This window comes from Pseudomonas sp. NFACC45 (assembly GCF_900113505.1).
GTDB classification, from domain to species: Bacteria; Pseudomonadota; Gammaproteobacteria; order Pseudomonadales; family Pseudomonadaceae; genus Aquipseudomonas; species Aquipseudomonas tehranensis.
This window is the reverse complement of record NZ_FOPO01000012.1, coordinates 150,081-174,217: the sequence shown is the minus strand read 5'-3', so window position 1 is coordinate 174,217 and position 24,137 is coordinate 150,081. Positions and strand designations below refer to the sequence as shown.

The following is a 24,137-nucleotide window of genomic DNA, read 5'->3' as shown; positions in this document are numbered from 1 at the left end:
CAAGGTGAACACCGTACCTGTGGGAGCAAGGCTTGCCCGCGATAGCATTCGTCAACCGCCGATGATTTTCATGATGGTCGCGCCGCCGGAGAAGGCCACTTCCTGCTTGTCCCCCAACGCCTTGACCAGCAAGCGCTGAAGGGCCGGCAAGGCCTGATGACGGGGCTTGTCCAGAAGATCGCCGACAAAATGCCGGTTGCTCGACGACAGGCAGCCATGCAACCAGCCGGTGGAGGACAGCCTCAAACGCGAACAGGTACGGCAGAACGGCACGCTTTCGTTGGCAATCACGCCGAAGTGCCCCTGCCCCGGAATTTCATAGCGCACGGCGGTGGCATCCACCGGTGCGTCGGCTTGCAGGTACTCGTACTGGTCGCCGATCAGGCTCAGCAACTGCTGAAGGCTGACGAATTGCTGCAGGAACGCGTTGGAGTCGCTGGCCAGGTGCCCCATGCGCATCAGCTCAATGAAGCGCAGCTCATAGCCGCGCTCCAGGCAGTACTCGAGCAATGGCATCACCTGATCCAGGTTCTGCCCGCGCAACGGCACCATGTTGACCTTAATCTTCATTCCCGCCGTACGGGCCTGTTCCATCCCGTCGAGTACGGTTGCCAGATCGCCACCGCGGGCGATGCTGCGAAACGCCACAGGGTCCAGGGTATCGAGGGAAACGTTGATGCGGCGGATGCCGGCATCTACCAGCAAAGGCAGCTTTTTGGCCAGTAACTGACCATTGGTGGTCAGGCTGATGTCCTCCAGGCCCATCTGCCCCACCGCCATCATGAAGCTCTCAAGCTTGGGGCTGACCAGCGGCTCGCCGCCGGTGATGCGCAGCCGCTCGATACCGGCCGCTTCGATCAGGTAGGCCACACCGCGCGCCATGGCCTCGGCCGACAGTTCATCCTGCGCAGCCACTAGCCGCTTGCCGTTGGGCACGCAGTAGGTACAGGCGTAATTGCAGGCTGAAGTCAGGCTGATTCGCAAATTGCGAAAACGCCTGCCTTGACGGTCAACGATCATGGATCACTCCGGCGAAAGAAGAATCGGACTTACGAAACTTGACCCAGAACTCAAGTTTTCGCAAGGCCCAAGCCTGAGTATATTCCTGGGACACTGCGCCATGTAAGCGGACATGGCGCAATCAGGCAGCTGAATGACTTAGCTGCTCGGAACGTCGGTGTCACGCTTGCGCTTGTTGCCCATGCGAACGCCTATGTCCATCAGGAACTGGAAGAAACCTTCCTGGTCTTCCAGCACGTTGCTCCAGAACGGCGAGTGATACAGCGCCACCGCGCCGTGCACTAACGCCCAGGCGGCGCAGTAGTGGAAATAGGGCGGCACGTCTTCGAGCTTGCCTTCACTGATCCGGCCTTTGATCAGCAGGGTCAGGCGTTCGAAGTTCGAGGCGCGGATCTTGTGCAGTTCCTCGACCATCTCCGGCACCTGGTTGCCCTTGACCACCTTCTCTTCCAGGCGGTCGAACAAGCGATAACGCTGCGGATCGCGCATGCGGAATTCGAAGTAGGCCCGGGACAGGGCCTCCTTGTCCTTGTCCACATCGGCCGAATGCAGCAGCTCATTCAAATCGCGCTCGTAATCAAGCATCAGGCGCAGGTAGATCTCCGCCTTGGATTTGAAATGTTTATAAATCGTGCCTTTGCCGATACCCACGGCATCCGCAATCATCTCGACGGTGACGCTGTCTTCACCCTGGTCGAGGAACAACTTGAGCGCGGTGTCGAGAATTTCCTGCTCGCGGCGACGAAACTCACGGACCTTACGGGGTTCTTTGTGCATAAGAAAAAGGTCTGAAGGGTCAAAATTCGAAGCCGAGTATTATGCCTAACTTACGCAAAAATGCACGGATCATCCGTTCCCAACCACAGTTCTTCACAAAACCGTGCAGCTGCGGCTTCCTGTCGTTCGCTTCGCCGCACCGTAACGACTGGCTTTGACGGCAGTGAGAACTTATCCGAAGCGAGCGTATTCCAAATTTGTTTAAAAACCAGCCCGGCCAAACTGGACGCGTCAGCATACTGATCAATACTTGAACTGTCGGCGCGACATCTCCCCCAAGTGACGCGCCGGTAAAGGTACCAACGGACCGTGTGCCTTTGTTTTACTCCTAATGGTCTTAACCCGGATTCACCCCCCAGAACCCGGGTTTTTTTTGCCTGAAATTCAGGCTTGCGCCGAGCGGACATGGGCCAGCGGAAACAGCCGCTTGAAGTTCTCCGTAGTCTGTTCGGCAAGCCGCTCGTAGGACTCGCCCCGCAACATCGCCAGGAATTCCGCCACTTCCCTCACATATTGCGGAAGGTTCGGCTTACCCCGATACGGAACCGGCGCAAGGTACGGGGAGTCGGTTTCCACCAACAGACGATCGACCGGCACTTTGCTGGCCACATCCCGCAGAGCGTCGGCATTGCGAAACGTGACAATGCCGGACAAGGAAATGTAATAGCCCATGTCCAGCGCGGCTTTGGCCATGTCCCAGTCTTCGGTGAAGCAATGCAGCACACCCGCCTGGGGCAGCGCGGCCTCACGCAACAAGGCCAGGGTGTCGGCCCGGGCGCCGCGGGTGTGGATGATCACCGGTTTTCCGGTCTGTTGCGCAGCCTCCAGATGCAGCCGGAACGAAGCCTGCTGAACCTCGGCGGCTTGCGGTTCGTAGTGATAGTCCAGGCCGGTTTCGCCAATGGCGACCACCCGCGGATGGTCGAGCTCGCGCAACAGCCAATCCAGGGCAGGCGTAGCATCGGGCTGGACATCCAGAGGATGGATGCCGACTGAACAATCGACATCTGCATAGCGTTCGGCCAGGGCTTTGACGTCGGCGGCATTGTCGGCGCTGACGCCGATGCACAGGAAATGACCGACGCCGCGATGGCGGGCGGCATCCAGTGCAGCATCCAGAGAGCCGTCGTGAGCCGCGAGGTCGAGCCGATCAAGGTGACAATGGGAATCTACAAGCATAAAGGGTCGGGCTACATCGTATGGGTGGGACGGTCGGACTTCAGGGCTCCGGCCAGGTGGGTTTCGATCTGATTACGGGCTGAGTGGTCGCCGTCGTTGAACTGCACACCGACACCGGCAGCCCGGTTACCCTGGGCGCCTTTGGGCGTCATCCAGATCACCTTGCCGGCGACCGGGATCTTCTCCCCTTCGTCCATCAGGCTCAAGAGCATGAACACCTCATCGCCCAAGCGATAATTCTTGTTGGTGGGAATGAACAGGCCGCCGTTCTTGATGAAAGGCATGTAGGCGGCGTAGAGCACCGACTTATCCTTGATGGTCAAGGACAGGATGCCATTGCGTGGCCCGGGACTGACGGGTTCGTTCATGCTGATCTCCGCTGCGATTGAGCTGAGTTTAGGCAGTGTCTGTCAGTTTCGACCAGGCAAACTCGCCCATTGCACCAACAGCGCCTCGAGCAACAGCACCCGATTGAGGTTCGCCTTGCTCAGCACCTTCTGACGTTGGGCAAGAATCCAGTCCTGAATGTTCAAGATTTTATCCTGGCTGCTTTTTTGCGCCAGGTACTGAATCACCTTGCGCATGTCCGCCAATCCCAGGCCGGTTTCGTCCTCGGTGAGCTGGTAGCGCAGGATCAGGCTCGACCAATCGCAGAACCAGTCAAAGAGCAGAAGCAGTGGGATGGCGTTCCAGCCTTCAGCCAGTTGCGTGGGAGACTGTTGCTGCTTGAGCAGCTTTTTCACGCCATCCACCACCAGCGCCCGTTGTTCACGCACGCCCTGGGCCTGGAGGCTGACGGCCGCCAGAGGCGAACCGGCGGCGAGGGTCAGCAACTCGACACGTTCTTCGTCGCTGCTGTCCGGCAAGGCCTCGGCCAGCCACTTCAAGCTCATCGCTTCACTGGGCAACGGACAGGCCTGCTGCACGCAACGGCTTTTGATGGTTGCCAGCAAGCGGCTCGGCTGGTGACTGACCAGCAATAGCACGGTATCGCCGGAAGGCTCTTCAAGGCTCTTGAGCAAGGCGTTCGCGGCATTGATGTTCATCGACTCCACCGGCTCGATCAGCACCACCTTGCGCCCGCCCATCTGCGAGGTCTGGACCACGAAACTGACCAGATCCCGGACCTGGTCGACCTTGATCGCCTTGTCCGCCTCCTCCGGCTCCAACACATAGTTGTCAGGATGACTGCCAGCCTTGAGCAACAGACAGGACTTGCACTCACCGCACGCGTTCGAGACACCCGGACGCTGGCAAAGCAGGCTGGCCATCAGACGCTCGGCCAACGCCCGCTTACCGATACCGACGGGGCCGTGCAGCAGATAGGCATGGGCATGCTGCGCCCTTCCGGCCAGTTGCTGCCAGAGTCCGTCCTGCCAGGGATAGGCTTCAGCCACGGGCACGCTCCAACAAACGCGGCAACAAACCGTCCAGCGCCTGCTGGACTTGCGCCAACGGCTGAGCGGCATCAATCAACAGATAACGCGCCGGATCGACCTTGGCTCGACTCAAAAAAGCATTGCGCACCGCGTTGAAGAACGCCTGCCCTTCCAGTTCGAAACGATCCAGCCGGCCCCGGGCGCTGGCGCGGGCCAGGCCGATTTCCACCGGTAGATCGAACACCAAGGTCAGGTCCGGCCGCAGGTCACCCTGAACGAAGCTTTCCAGCGCGGCGATGCGCTCCAGGGACAAGCCCCTTCCACCGCCCTGATAGGCATAGGTCGAATCGGTAAAACGATCGCAAAGCACCACCGCGCCACGGGCCAGCGCCGGGCGAATCACTTCGGCCAAGTGCTGCGCCCGAGCGGCGAACACCAGCAACAGCTCGGTGTCAGGGTTCATGACTTCTTCGATCGGTGCCAGCAGCACCTCGCGAATCCGCTCGGCCAGCGGCGTACCTCCGGGCTCGCGGGTCAACACCACCTCAATGCCAGCGGCTCGCAGGCGTTCGGCCAGGTATTCGCGGTTGGTGCTCTTGCCGGCGCCTTCAGGGCCTTCCAGCGTTATAAACAAGCCAGTCACGGGCGATCCTTAAACAAAGTCATTGCGAGCGCGGCGGCTCGCTGGTGTTCGGTTCGTCGACAGGCTCCTCGTCCGGCACAGTAGGGGCCGGACTGGAGCGATAATCGGCTCGGCGCTTGAGCTGATATTCGCGCACGGCGTTATTGTGCGCATCCAGGTCATCGGAGAACACGTGGCTACCATCACCACGGGCGACGAAGTAAAGGCTATTGCCGGCAACTGGGTTCAACGCGGCGTGAATCGCCTCGCGCCCCACCATCGCAATCGGTGTCGGCGGCAGGCCAGGAATCAGATAGGTGTTGTAGGGGTTTTCTTCCCTCAAGTGAGCACGGGTGAGTTTGCCGTTGTAGCGCTCGCCCAGGCCGTAGATCACGGTCGGGTCGGTTTGCAACAACATGCCCAGGCGCATACGGCGCACGAACACACCGGCGATCTGCCCACGCTCCTCAGGCACACCGGTTTCCTTTTCCACCAGGGACGCCATGATCAGCGCCTGATAGGGCTGGGAGTAAGGTAAATCGGCGGCGCGTTGCGCCCACTCTTTGGCAAGCACGTCTTCGAGCCGGTCGTAGGCAATTTTCAGCAGGTCAGCGTCCGATGTGCCACGCACGAAGCGATAGGTGTCCGGGAAGAACCGTCCCTCGGGGAATATCCCGGAATGCCCCAGGCGGTCCATCACCTCGCTGTCGCTCAGACCGGCGAGGGTCTGCTGGAGTTTTTCATCCTTGGCCAACGCCGCGCGAACCTGACGAAAATTCCACCCCTCCACCAGTGTGACGCTGTACTGCACCACCTCCCCGCGCTTCCAGACCTCGATCAGGCTTTCCATCGTCATGCCCGGCACCATCCGGTATTCACCGGAATGCAACGGTTGACCGGCAAGATTGAAGCGCCAATAGACGCGCAACCAGAGCGCGTCCTTGATCAGGCCGTCCGCTTCGAGGCGCTTGAGGGTTCCGGTGGGGGTGGTCCCATTGGGGACGTCCAGCAGTTCTTCCTGGGTGATGTTCAGCGGTTGTTGCAACGCCGAATGAATTTTCCAGGCGCAAGTGCCCAACAGCAGCACCGCCAGAACCAGTCCGGTTTCCAGCAGAAGCAAGAATTTACGTCTCACGAATCAAACATCCAATAGCGTGCGGGCAAGGGTCTGCAGTTTACGGGTGAGCGGCCCGGTCGACCAGCGCGCCGAACCGCATGCACGGACCGGCCATACGCCATAAACGCTGTTACAGACGAAGACTTCGTCGGCCAGGTGCAGCTGTTCGAGGCGGATGTCGGTGATGTGCGTGACGATGCCTTGAGACTCGGCTTGATACAATAATTCGGCCCGCATCACGCCGGCCACGCCACAACGGCTCAAGTCCGCCGTGACCAATTCACCCTCGCGTACCAGAAAGAGATTGCTGAAGACGCCTTCGATCACTCGCCCGGACGTGTCCAGCATCAAGCCTTCGGCGTGCTCGGCATCGCGCCATTCGGCGCGGGCCATCACTTGCTCAAGACGATTGAGGTGCTTGAGACCAGCCAGCAAGGGTTGCTCGGACAAGCGGGTGGCACAAGGAAACAGGCAAACGCCCTGCTCGGCATGCGCGACAGGATAGGCGGCCGGCGGACTGCCTTGCAGAATGCGACGGGACGGCGCCGAGGGATCAGCGCCATAACCGCGAAGACTGTCACCGCGGGTCACGATCAGCTTAAGTACGCCGTCACCCAGGCATTGCGCGTAGGCGCGCAACTCAGCCTCCAACGCCCCCATGTCAACCTGGAGCATCAACCGCTGACAACCTAGCGCCAGACGCTGCAGATGACGCTCAGGCAACACCGGTTTGCCTGAGCGCACAGCGATGGTTTCGAACAACCCGTCGCCGTAAGCCAGGCCGCGGTCCTTGAGCGACAGAACGTCGGCAGGCTGACCGTCGACCCAGCTTTCCATCAACCAGCGAACCGGCGGAACACCAGGGAGCCGTTGGTACCGCCAAAGCCGAAGGAGTTGGACAGCACCACATCGATGTCCATGCCACGCGCCGTATGGGGCACGAAGTCCAGATCGCAGCCTTCGTCCGGCTCGTCAAGGTTGATGGTCGGTGGCGCGACCTGGCTGTTGATCGCCAGTACGCTGAAGATCGCTTCCACCGCGCCCGCGGCACCCAGCAGGTGACCGGTCATGGACTTGGTCGAGCTGACCGCCAGTTTGTAGGCGTGCTCGCCGAACACGGTCTTGATGGCCTGGGCCTCGGCAAGATCGCCCGCCGGGGTCGAAGTGCCGTGGGCATTGATGTACTGCACCTGCTCGGCGTTGACCTTCGCGTCACGCAATGCGTTGGTGATGCAGCGGGCAGCACCGGCACCATCGGCGGGTGGCGAGGTCATGTGGTAGGCATCGCCACTGGTGCCAAAGCCAATCAGCTCGGCATAAATGGTCGCGCCGCGCGCCTTGGCATGTTCCAGCTCTTCGAGTACCAGCGCACCGGAACCGTCGGACAATACGAAGCCGTCTCGGCCCTTATCCCACGGCCGACTGGCGCGGCTCGGTTCGTCGTTGCGGGTCGACAGCGCACGGGATGCGCCGAAGCCACCCATGCCCAGCCCGCAGGCCGCCATCTCTGCGCCGCCGGCAATCATCACGTCGGCCTCGTCGTACATGATGTTGCGCGCGGCCATGCCAATGCAGTGGGTGCCCGTGGTACATGCCGTAGCAATAGCGTAATTAGGCCCCTGCACACCCAGGTGGATGGACAGGAAACCGGAAATCATATTGATGATCGAGCCCGGCACAAAGAACGGAGAAATCCGTCGCGGCCCCGACTCGTGCAGCGTTCGGCTGGTTTCTTCGATATTGGTCAAGCCGCCAATACCCGACCCCATGGCCACGCCGATACGTTCACGGTTGGCATCGGTGACTTCAAGACCGGCATTACGTACGGCCTGGAATCCGGCTGCCAAGCCGTATTGAATGAACAGATCGAGCTTGCGGGCCTCCTTGACCGACAGGTACTCCTCGACATTGAAACCCTTTACCGAGCCGCCAAAACGGGTGGAATAGGCAGAAAGGTCGGTGTGTTCGATCAGACCAATGCCACTACGGCCAGCCAGAATGCCCTGCCAACTGCTCGGCACATCCGTGCCCAGTGGCGACAACATACCCATACCGGTGACTACGACGCGTCTACGCGACACAGCACTCTCCTTTATTCTAATGACGACTTTGCATCAGGCCTAAAGAAAAAACCGCACGCCGTGATGGCAGTGCGGTTTTTCCATGACAGCTAGCGACGACTAAAAATAATTAAGCCTGATGCTTATTGATGTAGTCGATAGCCAGCTGAACAGTAGTGATTTTTTCAGCTTCTTCGTCAGGGATTTCGGTCTCGAATTCCTCTTCCAGAGCCATCACCAGCTCAACGGTGTCAAGGGAGTCGGCACCCAGGTCTTCAACGAAGGCAGCTTCGTTCTTCACTTCGTCTTCTTTGACGCCCAGTTGCTCGGCAACGATTTTCTTGACGCGCTCTTCGATGGTGCTCATACCTTGTTTTCACTCCTAATGGACAAATTCAGGCAGCTGGCCGGTGGGTAAGTGTATAGAAAGACTTTTCGGTTTTTCAACCGAAAGCTTCACTCCTCAAACCCAGCAGCCCGCCGCCTATAAATAGATTGCAGCTTTATAACGGATTTTAGACAGCTCGTATGACATTTTTTTGAAGCAATCCGTCACATTTAACTCATGTACATCCCGCCGTTTACCGGGATTGTAGCCCCAGTCACGTATGCCGCACCATCCGACGCAAGAAAAGCGACCACGGACGCGATTTCTTGAGCTTGCCCCAGACGACCCAGCGGAATTTGTGTCAACAAGGCTTCACGCTGCGCTTGCGGCAGCTCACGGGTCATGTCGGTATCGATGAAACCCGGGGCTACCGAGTTTACCGTAATCGAACGCGAACCCACTTCCCGCGCCAGGGCACGGCTGAAACCTTCCAGACCGGCTTTGGCCGCAGCATAGTTTACTTGGCCTGCGTTGCCCATGGCACCCACAACCGAACCGATACTGATAATTCGACCCCAACGAGCCTTGGTCATGCCACGCAGAACGCCCTTGGACAGCCGGTACAGACTGTTCAGGTTGGTATCGATCACGTCGAACCACTCGTCATCTTTCATGCGCATCATCAGGTTATCGCGGGTGATACCGGCATTATTGACCAGGATCGCCGGCGCACCGAACTGTTCCTGAATGCTCGCCAGCACCGCCGCAACGGACTCATCGCTGGTGACGTTCAGTTCAAGACCGGTACCTTGAATATCGTTTTCCTTCAGGGTCGCAGCGATGCGCTCGGCGCCCGAAGCGGAAGTCGCGGTGCCAACAACGATGGCGCCTTGACGACCCAGTTCCAGGGCAATGGCCTGGCCGATGCCACGGCTTGCACCGGTCACCAGTGCAACTTTACCTTGCAGACTCATGCAAGCTTCTCCTGTTCAGGCCTGCGCTGCACGGGCGGCAGCGAAAGCATCTGGGGTATTGAGATTGGAAGTCGATACGCCTTCGGCGCAGCGTTTGTTCAGACCGGCCAGCACCTTGCCAGGACCGCATTCAACCAGCTCAGTCGCGCCCCTGGCGGCCAGGGTCTGCACCGATTCGACCCAGCGAACCGGCTTGTAGAGTTGCTCCAGCAGATCGCGCTTGAGGGTCTCAAGATCCGCAGCCACATCGGCGCTGACGTTCTGTACCACTGGAATCTGTGGCGCCTGCCAGTCAATGGCAGCTATGGATTCGGCAAAACGCTCAGCGGCCGGACGCATCAGTTCGCAGTGCGACGGCACGCTGACGGGCAACGGCATGGCACGCTTGGCACCACGGCTCTTGCACCCTTCAATGGCGCGTTCCACAGCAGCCTTGGCACCGGCAATCACCACCTGGCCCGGTGAATTGAAGTTCACAGCGCTGACCACTTCGCCTTGCGCGGCTTCGGCGCAGGCTGCCAGCACATCGGCATCTTCAAGGCCGAGAATCGCGGCCATGCCGCCCTGCCCGGCCGGAACGGCCTCCTGCATCAACTGGCCACGACGCTCTACGAGCTTCACCGCATCACCCAGGCTCAGACTGCCAGCAGCCACCAGAGCGCTGTATTCGCCCAGACTGTGTCCGGCAACGAATGCCGGACGCGCACCGCCCTCAGCCAGCCAGAGGCGCCAGAGTGCGATCGAGGCGGTCAGAATGGCCGGCTGGGTTTTGTCGGTTTGATTGAGTTGCTCTTCCGGCCCTTGCTGGGTCAGTGCCCACAGGTCATAGCCCAGAGCCTCGGAAGCTTCTTTGAATGTTTCGAGGATCAACGGGTATTGCGCGCCCAGCTCGGAAAGCATGCCGAGGGACTGCGAACCCTGCCCAGGAAAGACGAATGCGAGAGAAGCAGACATGAAAACAAAGCCCCTAATGATCTTGTCGTCAAAAATTGACGCCCCAGGGGGCGCTAGGAAACTGACAGTTGGATGGCGGCTTGAACCGACCGGTCACATTTAAGCATTGTCAGACGAAAACGCCTAAGTTAACAAATCTTCGAGGCGCCCATGAAGACGCTCCGGCAGGTTTTCCTGGATTTCGATCAGCGCGCGATTGATCGCACTTTGAAACCCCTGCACGCCCGCCGAACCATGACTCTTGATCACAATGCCCTGCAGCCCGAGAAAACTTGCACCGTTATGCCGCGCCGGCGCCAGATCTGCCTGCAGCCGACGCATCAACGGCAACGCGAGGGCACCGACCATCCGCGAGGCCAGGTTCTGCCTGAACAGCTTCTCGATACGCGTGCCGATCATGGTCGCCAGGCCTTCGCTGGACTTGAGCAAAATATTGCCGACAAAACCGTCACACACCACCACGTCCGCCTCACCCCGGTACAACCCATCGCCCTCAACGAATCCGATGTAATTGATGCCCCGCGCAGCCTGCAACAACGTGGCTGCCAGCTTGACTTGCTGGTTACCCTTGATGTCTTCGGTACCGATGTTCAGCAGCGCGACACGAGGACGCACGATACCCAGGGTTTCAGCCGCCACCGAGCCCATTACTGCAAATTGCAGTAGATGCTCGGCACTGCAATCGACGTTGGCGCCCAGATCAAGGAGCTGGCAAAAACCACGCTGGGTGGGGATGGCCGCGACCATCGCCGGCCGGTCGATGCCCGGCAAGGTCTTGAGCACGTAACGCGACAGCGCCATCAGTGCACCGGTATTGCCTGCACTGACACACGCCTGGACCTTGCCATCGCGCAGCAGCTCAAGGGCTACACGCATCGAGGCGTCAGGCTTGCCACGCAGGACCTGGGCGGGTTTTTCGTCCATGGTGATGATTTCGGACGCAGGCGCGATCGTCAGGCGCGAACGATCCACAGCCGATTGGCCGTTGAGCATTTCTTCTAGAAGGGAGGGTTGACCGACGAGGGTCAGGTGCAGCGAGGGCGTCGCATTCAGACAAGCAAGGCTGGCCTGAACAATGCTGCGGGGACCGAAGTCCCCGCCCATTGCGTCAATCGCGATGACTTGAGCGGACAAGGATTACTCGTCAGCGCCCTTGTCGATCACTTTACGACCACGGTATACGCCTTCTGGCGATACGTGGTGACGCAGGTGAACTTCACCGGTGGTTTTTTCTACAGACAGGGTGCTAGCCTCGAGAGCGTCGTGCGAACGGCGCATGTCACGGGCAGAGCGGGATTTTTTGTTCTGCTGAACAGCCATAATTGATTAACTCCTAAACGTTTGGGTCACGCTTTAACTGCGCCAATACACTGAACGGGTTGGACCGCGTTACCTCGTCCTCGCTCGGTTCGGGCTCATCTGCTCCCGCCGGCTGCTGGCATTCTTCCGGATGATGAGCAGGCACAATGGGCAAGGCGAGCAGAAGCTCCTCCTCGATCAGTGACTGCAGATCCAATGGATCTTCGCCCAGTTCCAGCACGTCATAACCTTTCGGTAACGACTGGGTATTCGCACCCTCCTTCACCACGGCGTAACTGCATTCGCTGTGGATCGGCAGGGTGACCAGCTCAAGACAACGCTGGCAAACCATTTTGACTTCAGTGTCGATAAAGCTGTGGATTACCACAGATTTACGTTCATCTCGTTCAAAAACGAATTTGGCCTGGACCGTACCGACATCGTCGGAAAGCGGGTCGCAGAGTCTCTTCAAATCGGCCAGCAGCAGCTCACCTTGAAGGGTGGTGCCACGGTCAGCCAATTTGCGCGGGTCAACGTGAGGTGGAATCGGGTCATTCAACATAGGCGCAGCATTATAGGGATGCACCCGGCCATGTCAAAGGAAATTCAGCCCTGTCCGTCACTTGCGCGCCTCGCTAGAATTCGCCCCTGCCCTTTGGAGATGCCCATGCTGCCTTTATTACTCGCCTCAAGCTCAGTGTATCGCCGGCAATTGCTTGCCCGTCTGGGGCTACCGTTCGTCTGCAGCTCACCGGACATCGACGAAAGCCGTCGGCCTGACGAGCCGGCACTCGACCTGGTAAAACGCCTGGCCCGAGAAAAAGCCTTGGCCCTGGCAGACAGCCATCCGGGACACCTGATCATCGGCTCGGACCAGGTGGCTGTGCTCGGCGAGCAAATCCTTGGCAAGCCCCATACGTTCGAGAACGCTCGCGAACAACTGCTGGCTGCCAGCGGCACCCGGGTCAGCTTTCTGACCGGCCTGGCGGTACTTAACAGCCAGACCGGTGCCTGCCAGGTCGATTGTGTTCCGTTTACCGTTCACATGCGCACGCTGGACCCGGCGCGCGTCGAACGCTACCTACTGGCCGAACAACCTTATGACTGCGCGGGCAGCTTCAAGGCCGAAGGGCTTGGCGTGAGCCTGTTCCAGAGCACGGAAGGACCGGACGCCACCAGCCTGGTGGGCCTGCCACTGATTCGCCTTGTGGATATGTTGCTGGCCGAGGGCGTGCAAATCCCCTGAAGCCCGGACCTGCACACACCTGTGGCGAGGGAGCTTGCCCTCTCGCCACAGGGGATCGGTGCGATCTTTCAGGACAATCAGCGCAACGTCGGCCCCTGGAACCCCATCCACATCGCCAAATGCTCGGCAATGCTCGCCCCCAGCTTCTTCGAGAAGCGATCAAACGGCGATTCTTCGATGGTGAAGTCCACCAACTCCTTCTCACCAATCACGTCCCGCGCCACCGAACTGGCGCTACCCAAGCCATCGATCAAGCCCAGCGGCAAGGCCTGCTCCCCAGACCAGACCAAGCCGGAGAACAGCTCGGGATGCTCCTTGTCTTTGAGCCGCTCACCCCGCCCCTTCTTGACGCTGGCAATGAACTGCTTGTGGGTCGTGTCGAGCACGCCCTGCCAAAACACGGTCTCTTCAGGCTTTTGTGGCTGGAACGGATCAAGGAACGACTTGTGCTCCCCTGAGGTGTACACCCGACGCTCCACGCCAAGCTTCTCCATCGTCCCGACAAAACCGTAGCCGGCCGCCGTCACACCAATGGAGCCCACCAGGCTCGCTTTGTCGGCATAGATCTGATCGGCCGCGCTGGCAATGTAGTAAGCACCGGAAGCCCCCAGATCGGAAATGACCGCGTAGACCTTGGTGTTCGGGTGCAGCGCGCGCAACCGGACGATCTCGTCGTAGACATAACCCGACTGCACCGGGCTTCCACCCGGACTGTTGATGCGCAATATCACACCCTTGACCTTGGGATCCTCGAACGCAGCCCGCAGGCTACCGACGATATTGTCCGCACTGGCTGGCTCCTTATGGGCAATCATGCCTTCGATGTCGATCAACGCCGCGTACCCGGAGCCCCGCACGGCACTTTTTTCCATGTCAAACAGGGGCGTGAACAGCAATAGCGCGACAAAGAGATAAACAAACGTCAGCAGCTTGAAGAAAATGCCCCAGCGACGGGAACGACGTTGCTCCTGCACACCGGCCAGCAAGGTCTTCTCCAACAGCTTCCAGCTTTTGTCGTCACCGCTCTCGGCGCTCGCCTTGGCCGGTGCCTTCCATTCGTCGGTCATGCAAGTATCCCCAGCAAAAACTTAATTGGCCCGCTGGCTCAGCCAGGCGTGCAATTCAGGAAAATGGTCGATCGCCAGCCGCGGCTCGAAGGCCTGCAGCGCCGCGATCGTCTGCGCGCCGTAGCTCACCGCGACCGACCCCATGCCGGCGTTACGCGCCATCTGCAGGTCGAACGAGGAATCCCCCACCATCAACGCCTGCTCCGGCTGCATGCCGCAGTGAGCCAGGATTTGCTCGAGCATCAGCGGATGCGGCTTACTGGCCGTTTCGTCCGCAGCCCGGGTGATATCGAAATAATCGTCCCAACCATGGGATTTCAGCACCCGATCCAGCCCGCGACGCGCCTTGCCGGTGGCGACAGCCAGGCGATACCCCTCGCCCCTCAAGGCTTCAAGCGTGTCTACCACTCCGTCAAACAACGGCGAAGGCTCAGCCTCCAGCGCAATGTAGTGATCAGCGTAATACTGGCGAAAAACCAGCAACTCAGGGTCACTGATCTCCGGGTACAGACTGCGGATCGCTTCCGGCAAGCCGAGGCCGATGATGCCCTTCACGGCAAAATCATCACACCTGACAAAACCCGCACGGTCAGAGGCGGCATGCATTGCCTCCACAATCCGACCGATGGAGTTCGCCAGAGTGCCGTCCCAATCGAAGATCAGCAGCTTGTATTCAGGATGCACTCAACCGCTCCACGGTCTTGGCCCACATTTCATCCACTGGAGCCTGCAATTTCAGCTCACCACCATCGGGCAACGGCACGGTCAACATGTAGGCATGGAGAAACAGGCGCTTGCCACCCAGATCACGGATTTCGCGGGTGAAGTCGTCATCGCCGTACTTGCTGTCCCCAGCGATGCAATGCCCGGCATGCAGCGTGTGGACGCGAATCTGGTGGGTGCGGCCGGTCACCGGCTTGGCCTCGACCATGGTGGCGAAATCACCAAAGCGGCGCAGCACCTTGAACACCGTCAGGGCCTCCTTGCCTTCTTCGTTGACTTCCACCATGCGCTCGCCGGAACGCAGGTTGCTCTTGAGCAACGGCGCACGGACTTGCTTGATGGACGTATCCCAACGCCCCCGCACCAGCGCCATATAGCGCTTGTCGACGCCATCGCCGCGCAATTGCTCATGTAAATGCCGCAACATGCTGCGTTTCTTGGCGATCATCAGCAGGCCGGAGGTGTCGCGATCCAAGCGATGGACCAACTCCAGCTCCTTGGCGTCGGGGCGCAACTGACGAAAGGCCTCGATCACGCCGAAATTCAGGCCGCTGCCGCCGTGAACCGCAATGCCCGCAGGCTTGTTGAGCACAATCAGCGCCTTGTCTTCGAAGACGATCGAGGCTTCCAGGCGCTGCAACAGACCCTGGGCCAGGGGCACGGGCTCATCGCGCTCGGGCACGCGAACCGGCGGCACGCGCACGATATCGCCCGCCTGAAGCTTGTACTCGGGCTTGATCCGACCTTTGTTCACCCGCACTTCGCCCTTGCGCAAAATGCGATAGATCAAGGTCTTGGGCACGCCTTTGAGTCGGGCTAGAAGGAAGTTATCGATTCGTTGGCCGGCATATTCCGGCGAGACCTCGAGCAGTTGAACGCCAGGGGTCGAAGGGGCAGTAGTCGTCATGGCGGCGATGATAACAATTTTTTATGGAATTGAAGCACTTAATCATTGCTGCTATAGTCGCGAACGCCGCCAAAAGCGGCTGGACAGCGGACTAACGGTCAAAAACCGGCCCTGACCAACGCAATTCACGAGGACGAGAGGCCGTCCTACGGGGCTTTTGCTAGATAACGGCAGAGTTTGCAGGTGTAACGAGCGCAGGTGACATGAGGCCTGAAATACGCGGCAAAGCAGAGTTTTGACTCGCCTTGCGCGCCACATTCACGGCCAGTTCACAAAGTGCAGTCACCGGTAGACGACCCCGAGCGAGAGCTTCGGAAACAACGCCTAAATTAGCCATGATGCGTGACCTCCCCTTTCGGAGCTCACGGTAAATGCCAACCCGCTGCGGATTCTGCGCGCGGCAGCACCCGATTATCAGGGATACGTGTAGGGTGGAGATGTACAACCGTCGGACTGTGTAGCACTAGGCTTATATTTAGACGCTTCATCTCGTCCACAGGCGCCGGTTGATTCCTCCTCCTGACTGAGTGCTTGAACAGCCAGCAAGCAGGACGCGTCCGTCGCGACTTCGCCATCATTGGGTCGAACTCGCTGGACACTGGAATGGCCCGGCCACTTCCATGACGCACCTGACACCGACCGTGAGAAGTCGTGTGTGCCGAACGCCGTTTCCGGCAGCCCGGAAACCGACGGTACTACATGAAAAGAATGCTGATTAACGCAACTCAACCCGAAGAGTTGCGTGTTGCACTGGTAGACGGCCAGCGCCTCTACGACCTGGATATCGAATCCGGTGCACGCGAGCAGAAGAAGGCCAACATCTATAAAGGCCGGATTACTCGCATCGAACCAAGCCTTGAGGCTGCCTTTGTCGATTTCGGCTCCGAGCGCCACGGCTTCCTGCCCCTCAAAGAAATCTCCCGCGAATACTTCAAGAAGGCTCCTGAAGGCCGCGTCAACATCAAGGACGTCCTGAGCGAAGGCCAGGAAGTCATCGTCCAGGTCGAAAAAGAAGAGCGTGGCAACAAGGGCGCAGCCCTGACCACCTTCATCAGCCTGGCGGGCCGTTACCTGGTCCTGATGCCGAACAACCCTCGCGCCGGTGGCATCTCCCGCCGCATCGAAGGCGAAGAGCGCAATGAACTGCGCGAAGCCCTCAACGGCCTGGTTGCCCCGGCCGACATGGGCCTGATCGTTCGCACCGCCGGCCTTGGCCGCAGCAGCGAAGAAATGCAGTGGGACCTCGATTACCTGCTGCAACTGTGGACCGCCATCAAGGAAGCCTCGCTGGATCGCTCCGCGCCGTTCCTGATCTACCAGGAAAGCAACGTCATCATCCGCGCGATCCGCGACTACCTGCGCCAGGACATCGGCGAAGTGCTGATCGACAGCGTTGAAGCCCAGGACGAAGCCCTGACTTTCATCCGCCAGGTCATGCCGCAATACGCCAGCAAGATCAAGCTTTACGAAGACAGTGTTCCGCTGTTCAACCGTTTCCAGATCGAAAGCCAGATCGAGACTGCGTTCCAGCGCGTCGTCGAACTGCCGTCCGGCGGCTCCATTGTCATCGATCCGACCGAAGCCCTGGTGTCCATCGACATCAACTCGGCGCGCGCCACCAAAGGCAGCGACATCGAAGAAACCGCCCTGCAGACCAACCTTGAAGCCGCCGAAGAAATCGCCCGTCAGTTGCGCCTGCGCGACATCGGCGGCCTGATCGTCATCGACTTCATCGACATGACCCCGGCCAAGAACCAGCGCGCCGTGGAAGAAAAGGTCCGTGAGTGCCTGGAAGCCGACCGCGCCCGCGTGCAGGTCGGTCGTATCTCGCGCTTCGGCCTGCTGGAAATGTCCCGTCAGCGCCTGCGTCCTTCCCTGGGCGAGAGCAGCGGCATCGTCTGCCCGCGTTGCAACGGCACCGGCATCATCCGTGACGTCGAGTCGCTGTCCCTGGCGATCCTGCGCCTGATCGAAGAAGAAGCCCTGAAAGACCGCACCGCCGAAGTTCGCGCCCAGGTGCCGATCCCAGTGGCGGCGTTCCTGCTCAACGAAAAACGCAACTCGATCACCAAGATCGAACTGCGCACCCGCGCCCGTATCGTCATCCTGCCGAACGATCACCTCGAGACGCCGCACTTCGAAGTGCAGCGCCTGCGTGATGACAGCCCGGAAGCCCACACCAATCAGTCCAGCTACGAAATCGCTGCTGCCGCTGCAGAAGTGGAAGAAGTCCAGCCGGCTGCCGCCACTCGCACCCTGGTTCGCCAGGAAGCCGCGGTCAAGACGGCTCCAGCCCGCGCCAATGCACCGGTTCCGACCGAAGCCGCCGCGCCGGCACCGGCACCTGCCGCCGCACCTGAACCCAGCCTGTTCAAAGGCCTGGTGAAATCCCTGGTCAGCCTGTTCGCCACCAAGGAAGAGCCGGTTGCGCCGACCGTTGTCACCAAGCCAGCGACTACCGAGCGTCCAGCCCGCAACGAAGAACGTCGCAATGGTCGTCAGCAGACCCGCAACCGCAACGGTCGTCGTGACGAGGAGCGCAAACCCCGTGAAGAACGTGCACCGCGTGAAGAGCGCGCGCCACGTGAGCCACGTGAAGAACGCCAGCCTCGCGAAGCCCGTGAGGAAGCGCCAGCCGTAGCCCGCGAAGAACGCGCGCCGCGTCCGCCGCGCGAAGAGCGCCAACCGCGCGCACCTCGTGAAGATCGCAAGCCACGTGGCGAGCGTGAAGAACGTGTTCGCGAGCTGCGCGAACCACTGGATGCCGCTCCCGCCGCCGCTGCCGTCACCGCTGAAGAGCGTCCGGCCCGTCAGCCTCGCGAAGAACGCGCACCGCGTCCGCCACGTGAAGAGCGTCAACCACGCGCCGAGCAGGCTGCCGCTGCCAGCGAAGAGGAAGTACTGAACAGCGAAGAGCAACTGCAGGAAGACGGTCAGGAGAACGCCGAAGGCGATCGTCCACGCCGCCGCTCCCGTGGTCAACGTCGCCGTAGCAACCGTCGTGAGCGTCAACGCGACGCCAACGGCAATGTGATCGAAGGTTCGGAAGCATCCGAATCCACCGAGAACACCGAAGCGCCAAGTGCTGCCGACCTCGCCGCCGGCCTGGCCGTCACCGCTGCGGTTGCCAGCAGCTCGATCAGCGCCCCCGCTGAAGCCGAGGCGCACGAACAGGCCGAACGCGCTACCGCCGTGGTGGAAAACGCGCCGGTTGAAGCGCCTGTGGTCGAAGCCACTACCCCGGTCGTCATGACTGCTTCACCAGAAGTGGAAGTTGCACCGGTTCGCGAAGCCGAGCCTCAGGCAGAAGCAGTTTCCGAGCCCGCACCGGTCATCGAGCAACCTGTGGTTGCCGCTGAACCTGTGGTCGAGCCTGCAGCCGAGGAAAAAGCCCCGGAGCCGGTTCGCGAAGAGCAGACCGCGTTCAACTGGCACGCCGAGCCAGCCGCCCCCGTCGTTGAGGCCGAACCGGCAGCAGAGACGGTGAAAGCGGTAGAGCCGGCAGTGGTCGAGCCAGCTCCAGTGGTCCAGCCTGTGGTTGTCGAAGCGCCAGCCCCGGTAGAGGCGCCTGCACCTGCCAGCGCCCTGACCCCCAACGGTCGTGCTCCGAACGATCCGCGTGAAGTGCGTCGTCGCAAGCGTGAAGCTGAGCGCCTGCAGAAGGAAGCCGAACAAGCTGCCGCTGCCGCTGCTCAAGCGCCTGTGGCCGAGCCGGCACCTGTGGAGCAAGCAATCGAGGCAGCCCCTGCCCCGGTTGCAGAAACCACAGATGAACCCGCTATCGTTGAAGCGGCTCCGGTGATCGACGAACCTCAGCACTCCGCTGAAGAAATCGAACCTCGCCACACTGAAGCACTGGAAAAAGAGCACGAGCCAAAACCTCACGCTTGATTCCATCGCCCAGTAAAAAGCCCCGCCTGGTTGTGATACCAGGCGGGGCTTTTTTATGTCTTCAGACTTATCCACATAAGTGTTGGGATTCTATGGGAGCGGGCTTACTCGCGAATGCGGTAGCACAGTCAACATCGATGCAAGCTGACCCAATGCTTTCGCGAGCAAGCCCGCTCCCACAGGGATCCGCGTCGGCCGTTATTTGAAGATCAGTGCTTCTGGTACGTCCACATCCCAAAGCACACCAGGATCATCCACGGTGACCTCAGCCACATGCGTCCCGGCAAACAGCGTCCTGGCGCCGCGATCTCCGGTCAACGCCATCAACTTCGGCCCGAACGAGCGCCCGAATCCAACCGGATGTCCATACTCACCTGCCAATACGGGCACACTGATGCCATCCTCGCTGATCTGCGCCACCACCTGCTCGATGCTCGACGGCAGGATGAACGGCATATCACCCAGCACGATCAGCCAACCATCAAGGTCCGGGCAAGCCTGGACGCCAGCGGCAATGCTGTCCCCCAAACCGGGCGAGTCCAGCTCCACGAAATCGCAGCCATAGGCCTGGGCCATGCGAATAGCCTGCGGACGATCCTTGCTCGTCACCAGCAGGCGTTTTTCCAGGGCGGCAGGTAAATTCACCAGCACCTGCTCGATCACTGACCGGACAGCGCCGTCACGCCCCGTGCAATCGGCCAGCAGCTTATCTTTGTCCTGGCCGGCAACCTTACGGAAACGGCTGCCCGATCCTGCCGCGAGAATGATCACGCCAATCGACTCAGACATCCCCGCCTCCTCGCCCGCCGATTACAGCGGCTTTTTCTGACGCAACTCGACGCCATTCTTGATCGCCACGATTTCAGCCAGCAACGACAAGGCAATTTCCGCCGGCGTATGGCTGCCGATGTGCAAACCGATCGGCCCATGCAGCCGTTCGATAGCCTGTGCAGACAAGCCTAGCTGAGCCAGGTTATCCCGGCGCTTCTGGCTGTTCACCCGAGAGCCCAGGGCCCCGACATAAAACGCCTTGGAGTCCAGGGCCGTGAGCAACGCCATGTCGTCCAACCGTGGATCATGGGTCAGGGCGACAATGGCGGTGCGCTCGTCGGTCTGGATGCTCAACACCGCTTCGTCGGGCATGCCGGAAACGAAGCGGCCATGCTGCTCTTCCCAACCGTAGACAAATTCCTTGCGCGGATCGCAGATCAACACCTCGAAATCCAGCAATCGGGCCATTTCTGCCACATAACGCGACAGTTGCCCCGCGCCGATCAACAGCAGCCGCCAGCGCGGGCCGTAGATGGCCCGCAGGACTTGGCCGTCGAATACCAATGCGTCGGTTTTGCTGGCGGGCGTCAGCAGCACTTCGCCTGTGGCGACGGTCAGCTCACGGGCGACAATCTCATGGCCTTCGCAGCGTTCCAGCAGTTGCGCCACCCATTGCGGATCGCCGACCCGTTCTTCGCTCAGGCGCAAGGTACCGCCACACGGCAGGCCGAAGCGCGCCGCCTCCTCACGAGTCACGCCATAGGTGATGAGCTGCACGGGTGGACCGTCCGCTGGAATACGCCCGTCATGCAGCCGGGCGATCAGGTCATCCTCGACACAACCGCCCGATACCGAGCCAATCACCACGCCGTCCTCGCGCAGGGCCAGCATCGCCCCCGGAGGCCTGGGTGCCGTGCCCCAGGTCTGGACCACGGTGAACAACACCACCCGTTGCCCGGCGCGACGCCACTCAAGCACGCTGCGCAGGACATTCAGATCAACGCTGTCCATCAGGCTTTAGCCTGCTGCCAGCCCTGCAACTGATAACGCACGGGCAGCTCGCGAATGCGCTTGCCGGTGGCGGCGAAAATCGCGTTGCACAGCGCCGGTGCAATCGGCGGCACACCCGGCTCACCCACCCCACCCAACGGCACCTCGCCCGGCGGCGTGACCAAGTGCACTGCGACCTCCTTGGGTGCCAGGGACATGCGCGCCACTTCGTACATGTGGAAGTTGTCTTGCTGGACCTTGCCGTCCTTGAAGCTGATCTCTCCCACCACCGCATTGCCCAGGCCCATGACGCAGGCGCCTTCGAACTGGGAGCGGATACGCTCGGGGTTGATCTGCGGGCCGCAGTCCACGGCAATGTCGGCCTTGTGCACGATCAACGTACCATCGTCCTTGACCTCCACCTCAAGCGCTGCTGCCACGTAGGTGACGAAGCTGTAATGCACCGCCAGCCCCAGGCCACGGCCCTTGGGCAGTTTGCGGCCCCAACCGGCGGCCTTGGCGGCGGTTTCCAGCACGGTGCGGATCCGCGCCGTATCGATGGGATAACGCTCGGGGGATTCGCCGTAGTTCCATTCTTCATTCAAGGTGCGCGGATCGATCTTACGGTCCGGGCCAAGCAATTTGACGTGATACGCCAGTGGATCCTGGCCGGCCTTGTGGGCCAATTCGTCGATGAAACTCTGAATCGCAAAACCATGGGGAATGTTCGATACCGAGCGGTACCAGCCAACCCTCGTATGGGCCACCGCTTCAGGGTTCTCCAGGCGCATGTTGGGAATCGCGTAGGCCATATTGGTCACGCCCATGCCCACTTCGAACGGCGCTTCGTGGATCATGCCCGGCGCAAACAGTGCGGTAATGGTCGGGGCTACGGTGCGATGCAGCCAGCCGGACGGCATCCCGTCCTGGTTCAGGCCAGCCTTGAGGTATTCGGCCGATACGGTGTGGAAATACGAATGATGAATGTCATCTTCGCGGGTCCATTGCACCCGTACCGCCTGGCCTGGAAACTCCTTGGCCAACACAGCCGCCTCGAGGACAAAATCGGGCTTGGACTTACGCCCGAAACCGCCACCCAGCAGCGTGATGTGTACCGTAACCTTGTCGAAAGGGATCCCCAATCGTTCGGCGACGCGTTCACGGGTGACCTGCGGGGCCTGGCTCGGTGCCCAGGCTTCACATTGGCCATCCTTGAACCGGGCGACAGCAACCATGGGCTCCATCGGCGACTGAGACAGGTGCGGCAGGTAATAGGACGCTTCCAGGGTCGCGTCGGCCTTGGCCAACGCGTCGTCGAGGTCACCCGTGCTGCGCAGGACTTTCCCGGGCTTGAGAGCAGCGGCTTCCAGTTCCTGGCGATAGGCGACGGAGTCATAACCGGCATTCGGGCCGTCATCCCACTCGATTTTCAGCGCTTCGCGGCCCTTGATCGCCGCCCAGGTGTTTTTCGCCACGACCGCCACGCCGCCCAGCGGCTGGAACTCGGAGGGCAGCGGACGTCCTTCGATCTGCAGCACCTTGACCACGCCCGGTACTTTCAGCGCCGCGCTGCTGTCCACGCTCTTGACCTTGCCACCATAGACGGGCGGGCGAGCCACGACGGCATAGAGCATGCCATCGAAATGTACATCAGCCCCGAACACGGCACGACCGTTGACGACGTCTTCGCCATCGATGGCCCGGCTCGATTCCTTGCCGATGTAGCGAAACTCCGAAGGCTGCTTGAGGCGCAGGCTGTCACGGGCGGGAACTGGCAAGGCACTGGCCGCGGCGGCCAACGCACCGTAGCCCAGCTCCCGACCGGAAGGCTGGTGCACGACTTTGTGCAATTGGGCACGACACTCGTTCGCCGGGACATTCCACTGGGCAGCGGCGGCCAGTTCCAGCATGGTCCGGGCGGCGGCCCCGCAACGACGCATTGGCTCGTACCAGTGGCGCATGCTGCGCGAACCGTCGGTGTCCTGGTTGCCGAAGCGCACCTCATCAGCCGGTGCCTGCTGCACCTTGACCTGCGCCCAGTCAGCGTCCAGTTCATCGGCCACCACCATGGTCAGGCTAGTCCGCACACCCTGGCCCATTTCCGAACGGTTGCAGATCACTGTCACGCTGCCATCGGCGGCGATGCTCACGTACACCTTCGGGTCGTCGATCACACCATTGGGCATGCCCTCGCCGCCGAACTTCTTGTCCTCGGCAAAGGCGTCCGGCAGGCCCCAACTGGCGGCCAGCACCAACACACCAGTGGCGCTTGCGCCTTTGAGGAAACCACGCCGGCTGAGGTTGCTCAGCACAAAATCATTGGGCAAGCGGCTCATGCCTTGGCCTCCTTCAGATGGGTGGAAGCCTGGCGGATCGCCGTCTTGATCCGGTTATAAGTGCCGCAGCGGCAGATGTTGCCAACCATGGCCTCTTCGATCTGCTCATCGCTCGGGTTGGGATTGGTCTTAAGCAAGGCGGTCGCGGACATGATCTGCCCGCCCTGGCAGTAGCCGCACTGGGCTACGGCGGTATCGAGCCAGGCCTTCTGGACAATTTGCCCGACCGGGTCGACGTGCAGGGCATCGATGGTGGTGACATTCTGGCCTTTCACCGAGCCGATCGGGGTGATGCAACTGCGCGCCGGGGCGCCGTCGATGTGAATGGTACAGGCGCCGCACAGGCCCATGCCGCAGCCGAATTTGGTGCCGTTGTAACCGGCCACATCCCGGATCGCCCACAGCAGCGGCATGTCCTCGGTCACATCCAGTTGGTGATCTTTTCCATTGAGTTTCAGGGTAATCATGGGCACGCCCGCACAGTGATCGAGTGATGG

Annotated in this window: 24 protein-coding genes; 2 read left to right on the top strand and 22 right to left on the bottom strand. The window is 60.6% G+C overall.

Annotation, left to right across the window (positions count from 1 at the left end; translation table 11 throughout):
* Nucleotides 1-51 precede the first annotated feature (51 nt).
* The 15 genes from BM132_RS22085 to BM132_RS22015 form a co-directional block, all read right to left on the bottom strand.
* Nucleotides 52-1,020 (bottom strand): GTP 3',8-cyclase MoaA, encoded by a 969-nt coding sequence (locus tag BM132_RS22085; protein WP_092458742.1) that lies wholly within the window; start codon nucleotides 1,018-1,020, stop codon nucleotides 52-54.
* Between the two features lie 138 nt (nucleotides 1,021-1,158).
* The gene (locus tag BM132_RS22080) at nucleotides 1,159-1,797 is read right to left on the bottom strand and encodes a TetR/AcrR family transcriptional regulator (RefSeq protein WP_003204240.1); all 639 of its coding nucleotides are present in this window, start codon (nucleotides 1,795-1,797) and stop codon (nucleotides 1,159-1,161) included.
* Between the two features lie 384 nt (nucleotides 1,798-2,181).
* Nucleotides 2,182-2,976 (bottom strand): TatD family hydrolase, encoded by a 795-nt coding sequence (locus BM132_RS22075; protein ID WP_092458740.1) that lies wholly within the window; start codon nucleotides 2,974-2,976, stop codon nucleotides 2,182-2,184.
* A gap of 11 nt (nucleotides 2,977-2,987) precedes the next feature.
* Nucleotides 2,988-3,344, bottom strand: a complete 357-nt coding sequence (locus BM132_RS22070) for a PilZ domain-containing protein (protein WP_092458739.1) — start codon at nucleotides 3,342-3,344, stop codon at nucleotides 2,988-2,990.
* Nucleotides 3,345-3,386: 42 nt separating this feature from the next.
* Nucleotides 3,387-4,373 (bottom strand): DNA polymerase III subunit delta', encoded by a 987-nt coding sequence (locus tag BM132_RS22065; RefSeq protein WP_092458737.1) that lies wholly within the window; start codon nucleotides 4,371-4,373, stop codon nucleotides 3,387-3,389.
* Entirely contained in the window at nucleotides 4,366-4,998 is a 633-nt protein-coding gene (gene tmk, locus BM132_RS22060; RefSeq protein ID WP_092458735.1) for a dTMP kinase, read from the bottom strand. The genes BM132_RS22065 and tmk overlap by 8 nt, the downstream gene beginning before the upstream one ends.
* Nucleotides 4,999-5,017: 19 nt before the next feature.
* Entirely contained in the window at nucleotides 5,018-6,112 is a 1,095-nt protein-coding gene (gene mltG / locus BM132_RS22055; RefSeq protein WP_092458733.1) for an endolytic transglycosylase MltG, read from the bottom strand.
* A 3-nt stretch (nucleotides 6,113-6,115) separates the two neighbouring features.
* Nucleotides 6,116-6,931, bottom strand: a complete 816-nt coding sequence (gene pabC / locus BM132_RS22050; RefSeq protein ID WP_092458731.1) for an aminodeoxychorismate lyase — start codon at nucleotides 6,929-6,931, stop codon at nucleotides 6,116-6,118.
* Entirely contained in the window at nucleotides 6,931-8,175 is a 1,245-nt protein-coding gene (fabF, locus tag BM132_RS22045; protein ID WP_047228200.1) for a beta-ketoacyl-ACP synthase II, read from the bottom strand. Before fabF ends, pabC begins: the two co-directional genes overlap by 1 nt.
* A gap of 109 nt (nucleotides 8,176-8,284) precedes the next feature.
* Entirely contained in the window at nucleotides 8,285-8,521 is a 237-nt protein-coding gene (gene acpP / locus BM132_RS22040) for an acyl carrier protein (protein WP_092400037.1), read from the bottom strand.
* 191 nt (nucleotides 8,522-8,712) lie between these two features.
* Nucleotides 8,713-9,456 carry a 3-oxoacyl-ACP reductase FabG gene (fabG, locus tag BM132_RS22035; RefSeq protein ID WP_047228198.1) on the bottom strand — a complete coding sequence of 248 codons (744 nt, stop codon included), beginning with the start codon at nucleotides 9,454-9,456 and terminating at the stop codon, nucleotides 8,713-8,715.
* Between the two features lie 15 nt (nucleotides 9,457-9,471).
* The gene (gene fabD / locus BM132_RS22030; RefSeq protein WP_092458729.1) at nucleotides 9,472-10,410 is read right to left on the bottom strand and encodes an ACP S-malonyltransferase; all 939 of its coding nucleotides are present in this window, start codon (nucleotides 10,408-10,410) and stop codon (nucleotides 9,472-9,474) included.
* Nucleotides 10,411-10,533: 123 nt separating this feature from the next.
* Nucleotides 10,534-11,544, bottom strand: coding sequence for a phosphate acyltransferase PlsX (gene plsX, locus BM132_RS22025; RefSeq protein WP_092458727.1), 1,011 nt, complete (start codon nucleotides 11,542-11,544; stop codon nucleotides 10,534-10,536).
* A gap of 3 nt (nucleotides 11,545-11,547) precedes the next feature.
* Complete coding sequence (gene rpmF / locus BM132_RS22020; RefSeq protein WP_003179396.1) at nucleotides 11,548-11,730, bottom strand: 50S ribosomal protein L32; 183 nt, start codon at nucleotides 11,728-11,730, stop codon at nucleotides 11,548-11,550.
* A 13-nt stretch (nucleotides 11,731-11,743) separates the two neighbouring features.
* Complete coding sequence (locus tag BM132_RS22015; protein ID WP_003204262.1) at nucleotides 11,744-12,271, bottom strand: YceD family protein; 528 nt, start codon at nucleotides 12,269-12,271, stop codon at nucleotides 11,744-11,746.
* Between the two features lie 105 nt (nucleotides 12,272-12,376).
* On the opposite strand from BM132_RS22015, the gene BM132_RS22010 reads away from it, so the two are divergent.
* Nucleotides 12,377-12,955 (top strand): Maf family protein, encoded by a 579-nt coding sequence (locus BM132_RS22010; RefSeq protein ID WP_092400043.1) that lies wholly within the window; start codon nucleotides 12,377-12,379, stop codon nucleotides 12,953-12,955.
* A 77-nt stretch (nucleotides 12,956-13,032) separates the two neighbouring features.
* On the opposite strand, the gene BM132_RS22005 is transcribed toward BM132_RS22010, so the two are convergent.
* The 3 genes from BM132_RS22005 to rluC are packed head-to-tail and all read right to left on the bottom strand — an operon-like array spanning nucleotide 13,033 to nucleotide 15,652.
* Nucleotides 13,033-14,022 carry a S49 family peptidase gene (locus BM132_RS22005; protein WP_092458725.1) on the bottom strand — a complete coding sequence of 330 codons (990 nt, stop codon included), beginning with the start codon at nucleotides 14,020-14,022 and terminating at the stop codon, nucleotides 13,033-13,035.
* A gap of 21 nt (nucleotides 14,023-14,043) precedes the next feature.
* Complete coding sequence (locus tag BM132_RS22000) at nucleotides 14,044-14,706, bottom strand: HAD-IA family hydrolase (RefSeq protein ID WP_092400047.1); 663 nt, start codon at nucleotides 14,704-14,706, stop codon at nucleotides 14,044-14,046.
* Nucleotides 14,696-15,652, bottom strand: a complete 957-nt coding sequence (rluC, locus tag BM132_RS21995; RefSeq protein ID WP_047228192.1) for a 23S rRNA pseudouridine(955/2504/2580) synthase RluC — start codon at nucleotides 15,650-15,652, stop codon at nucleotides 14,696-14,698. Before rluC ends, BM132_RS22000 begins: the two co-directional genes overlap by 11 nt.
* Nucleotides 15,653-16,351: 699 nt before the next feature.
* Here rluC and rne point away from each other — a divergent pair.
* Nucleotides 16,352-19,543, top strand: a complete 3,192-nt coding sequence (gene rne / locus BM132_RS21990) for a ribonuclease E (protein WP_092458724.1) — start codon at nucleotides 16,352-16,354, stop codon at nucleotides 19,541-19,543.
* A 198-nt stretch (nucleotides 19,544-19,741) separates the two neighbouring features.
* Here rne and BM132_RS21985 read toward each other — a convergent pair whose 3' ends face one another.
* From BM132_RS21985 to BM132_RS21970, 4 genes are read right to left on the bottom strand one after another with little or no spacing between them, the layout of a single operon-like run.
* On the bottom strand, nucleotides 19,742-20,332 hold the full coding sequence (locus tag BM132_RS21985; protein ID WP_092458722.1) for a nucleotidyltransferase family protein: 591 nt from the start codon (nucleotides 20,330-20,332) through the stop codon (nucleotides 19,742-19,744).
* 21 nt (nucleotides 20,333-20,353) lie between these two features.
* Nucleotides 20,354-21,325 (bottom strand): XdhC family protein, encoded by a 972-nt coding sequence (locus BM132_RS21980; protein WP_092458720.1) that lies wholly within the window; start codon nucleotides 21,323-21,325, stop codon nucleotides 20,354-20,356.
* Nucleotides 21,325-23,640 (bottom strand): xanthine dehydrogenase family protein molybdopterin-binding subunit, encoded by a 2,316-nt coding sequence (locus BM132_RS21975; RefSeq protein WP_092458718.1) that lies wholly within the window; start codon nucleotides 23,638-23,640, stop codon nucleotides 21,325-21,327. Before BM132_RS21975 ends, BM132_RS21980 begins: the two co-directional genes overlap by 1 nt.
* Nucleotides 23,637-24,107 carry a (2Fe-2S)-binding protein gene (locus BM132_RS21970; protein ID WP_047228187.1) on the bottom strand — a complete coding sequence of 157 codons (471 nt, stop codon included), beginning with the start codon at nucleotides 24,105-24,107 and terminating at the stop codon, nucleotides 23,637-23,639. Before BM132_RS21970 ends, BM132_RS21975 begins: the two co-directional genes overlap by 4 nt.
* Nucleotides 24,108-24,137 lie beyond the last annotated feature (30 nt).

Coding starts and splice junctions, on each gene's coding strand:
- BM132_RS22085 (WP_092458742.1), bottom strand. CDS start 1,020: ATGATCGTTGACCGTCAAGGCAGGCGTTTTCGCAATTTGCGAATCAGC.
- fabG (WP_047228198.1), bottom strand. CDS start 9,456: ATGAGTCTGCAAGGTAAAGTTGCACTGGTGACCGGTGCAAGCCGTGGC.
- pabC (WP_092458731.1), bottom strand. CDS start 6,931: ATGGAAAGCTGGGTCGACGGTCAGCCTGCCGACGTTCTGTCGCTCAAG.
- rne (WP_092458724.1), top strand. CDS start 16,352: ATGAAAAGAATGCTGATTAACGCAACTCAACCCGAAGAGTTGCGTGTT.
- BM132_RS21985 (WP_092458722.1), bottom strand. CDS start 20,332: ATGTCTGAGTCGATTGGCGTGATCATTCTCGCGGCAGGATCGGGCAGC.
- BM132_RS22075 (WP_092458740.1), bottom strand. CDS start 2,976: ATGCTTGTAGATTCCCATTGTCACCTTGATCGGCTCGACCTCGCGGCT.
- BM132_RS22015 (WP_003204262.1), bottom strand. CDS start 12,271: ATGTTGAATGACCCGATTCCACCTCACGTTGACCCGCGCAAATTGGCT.
- BM132_RS22070 (WP_092458739.1), bottom strand. CDS start 3,344: ATGAACGAACCCGTCAGTCCCGGGCCACGCAATGGCATCCTGTCCTTG.
- BM132_RS21975 (WP_092458718.1), bottom strand. CDS start 23,640: ATGAGCCGCTTGCCCAATGATTTTGTGCTGAGCAACCTCAGCCGGCGT.
- rpmF (WP_003179396.1), bottom strand. CDS start 11,730: ATGGCTGTTCAGCAGAACAAAAAATCCCGCTCTGCCCGTGACATGCGC.
- acpP (WP_092400037.1), bottom strand. CDS start 8,521: ATGAGCACCATCGAAGAGCGCGTCAAGAAAATCGTTGCCGAGCAACTG.
- BM132_RS22010 (WP_092400043.1), top strand. CDS start 12,377: ATGCTGCCTTTATTACTCGCCTCAAGCTCAGTGTATCGCCGGCAATTG.
- fabD (WP_092458729.1), bottom strand. CDS start 10,410: ATGTCTGCTTCTCTCGCATTCGTCTTTCCTGGGCAGGGTTCGCAGTCC.
- rluC (WP_047228192.1), bottom strand. CDS start 15,652: ATGACGACTACTGCCCCTTCGACCCCTGGCGTTCAACTGCTCGAGGTC.
- BM132_RS22005 (WP_092458725.1), bottom strand. CDS start 14,022: ATGACCGACGAATGGAAGGCACCGGCCAAGGCGAGCGCCGAGAGCGGT.
- BM132_RS21980 (WP_092458720.1), bottom strand. CDS start 21,325: ATGGACAGCGTTGATCTGAATGTCCTGCGCAGCGTGCTTGAGTGGCGT.
- BM132_RS22080 (WP_003204240.1), bottom strand. CDS start 1,797: ATGCACAAAGAACCCCGTAAGGTCCGTGAGTTTCGTCGCCGCGAGCAG.
- BM132_RS21970 (WP_047228187.1), bottom strand. CDS start 24,107: ATGATTACCCTGAAACTCAATGGAAAAGATCACCAACTGGATGTGACC.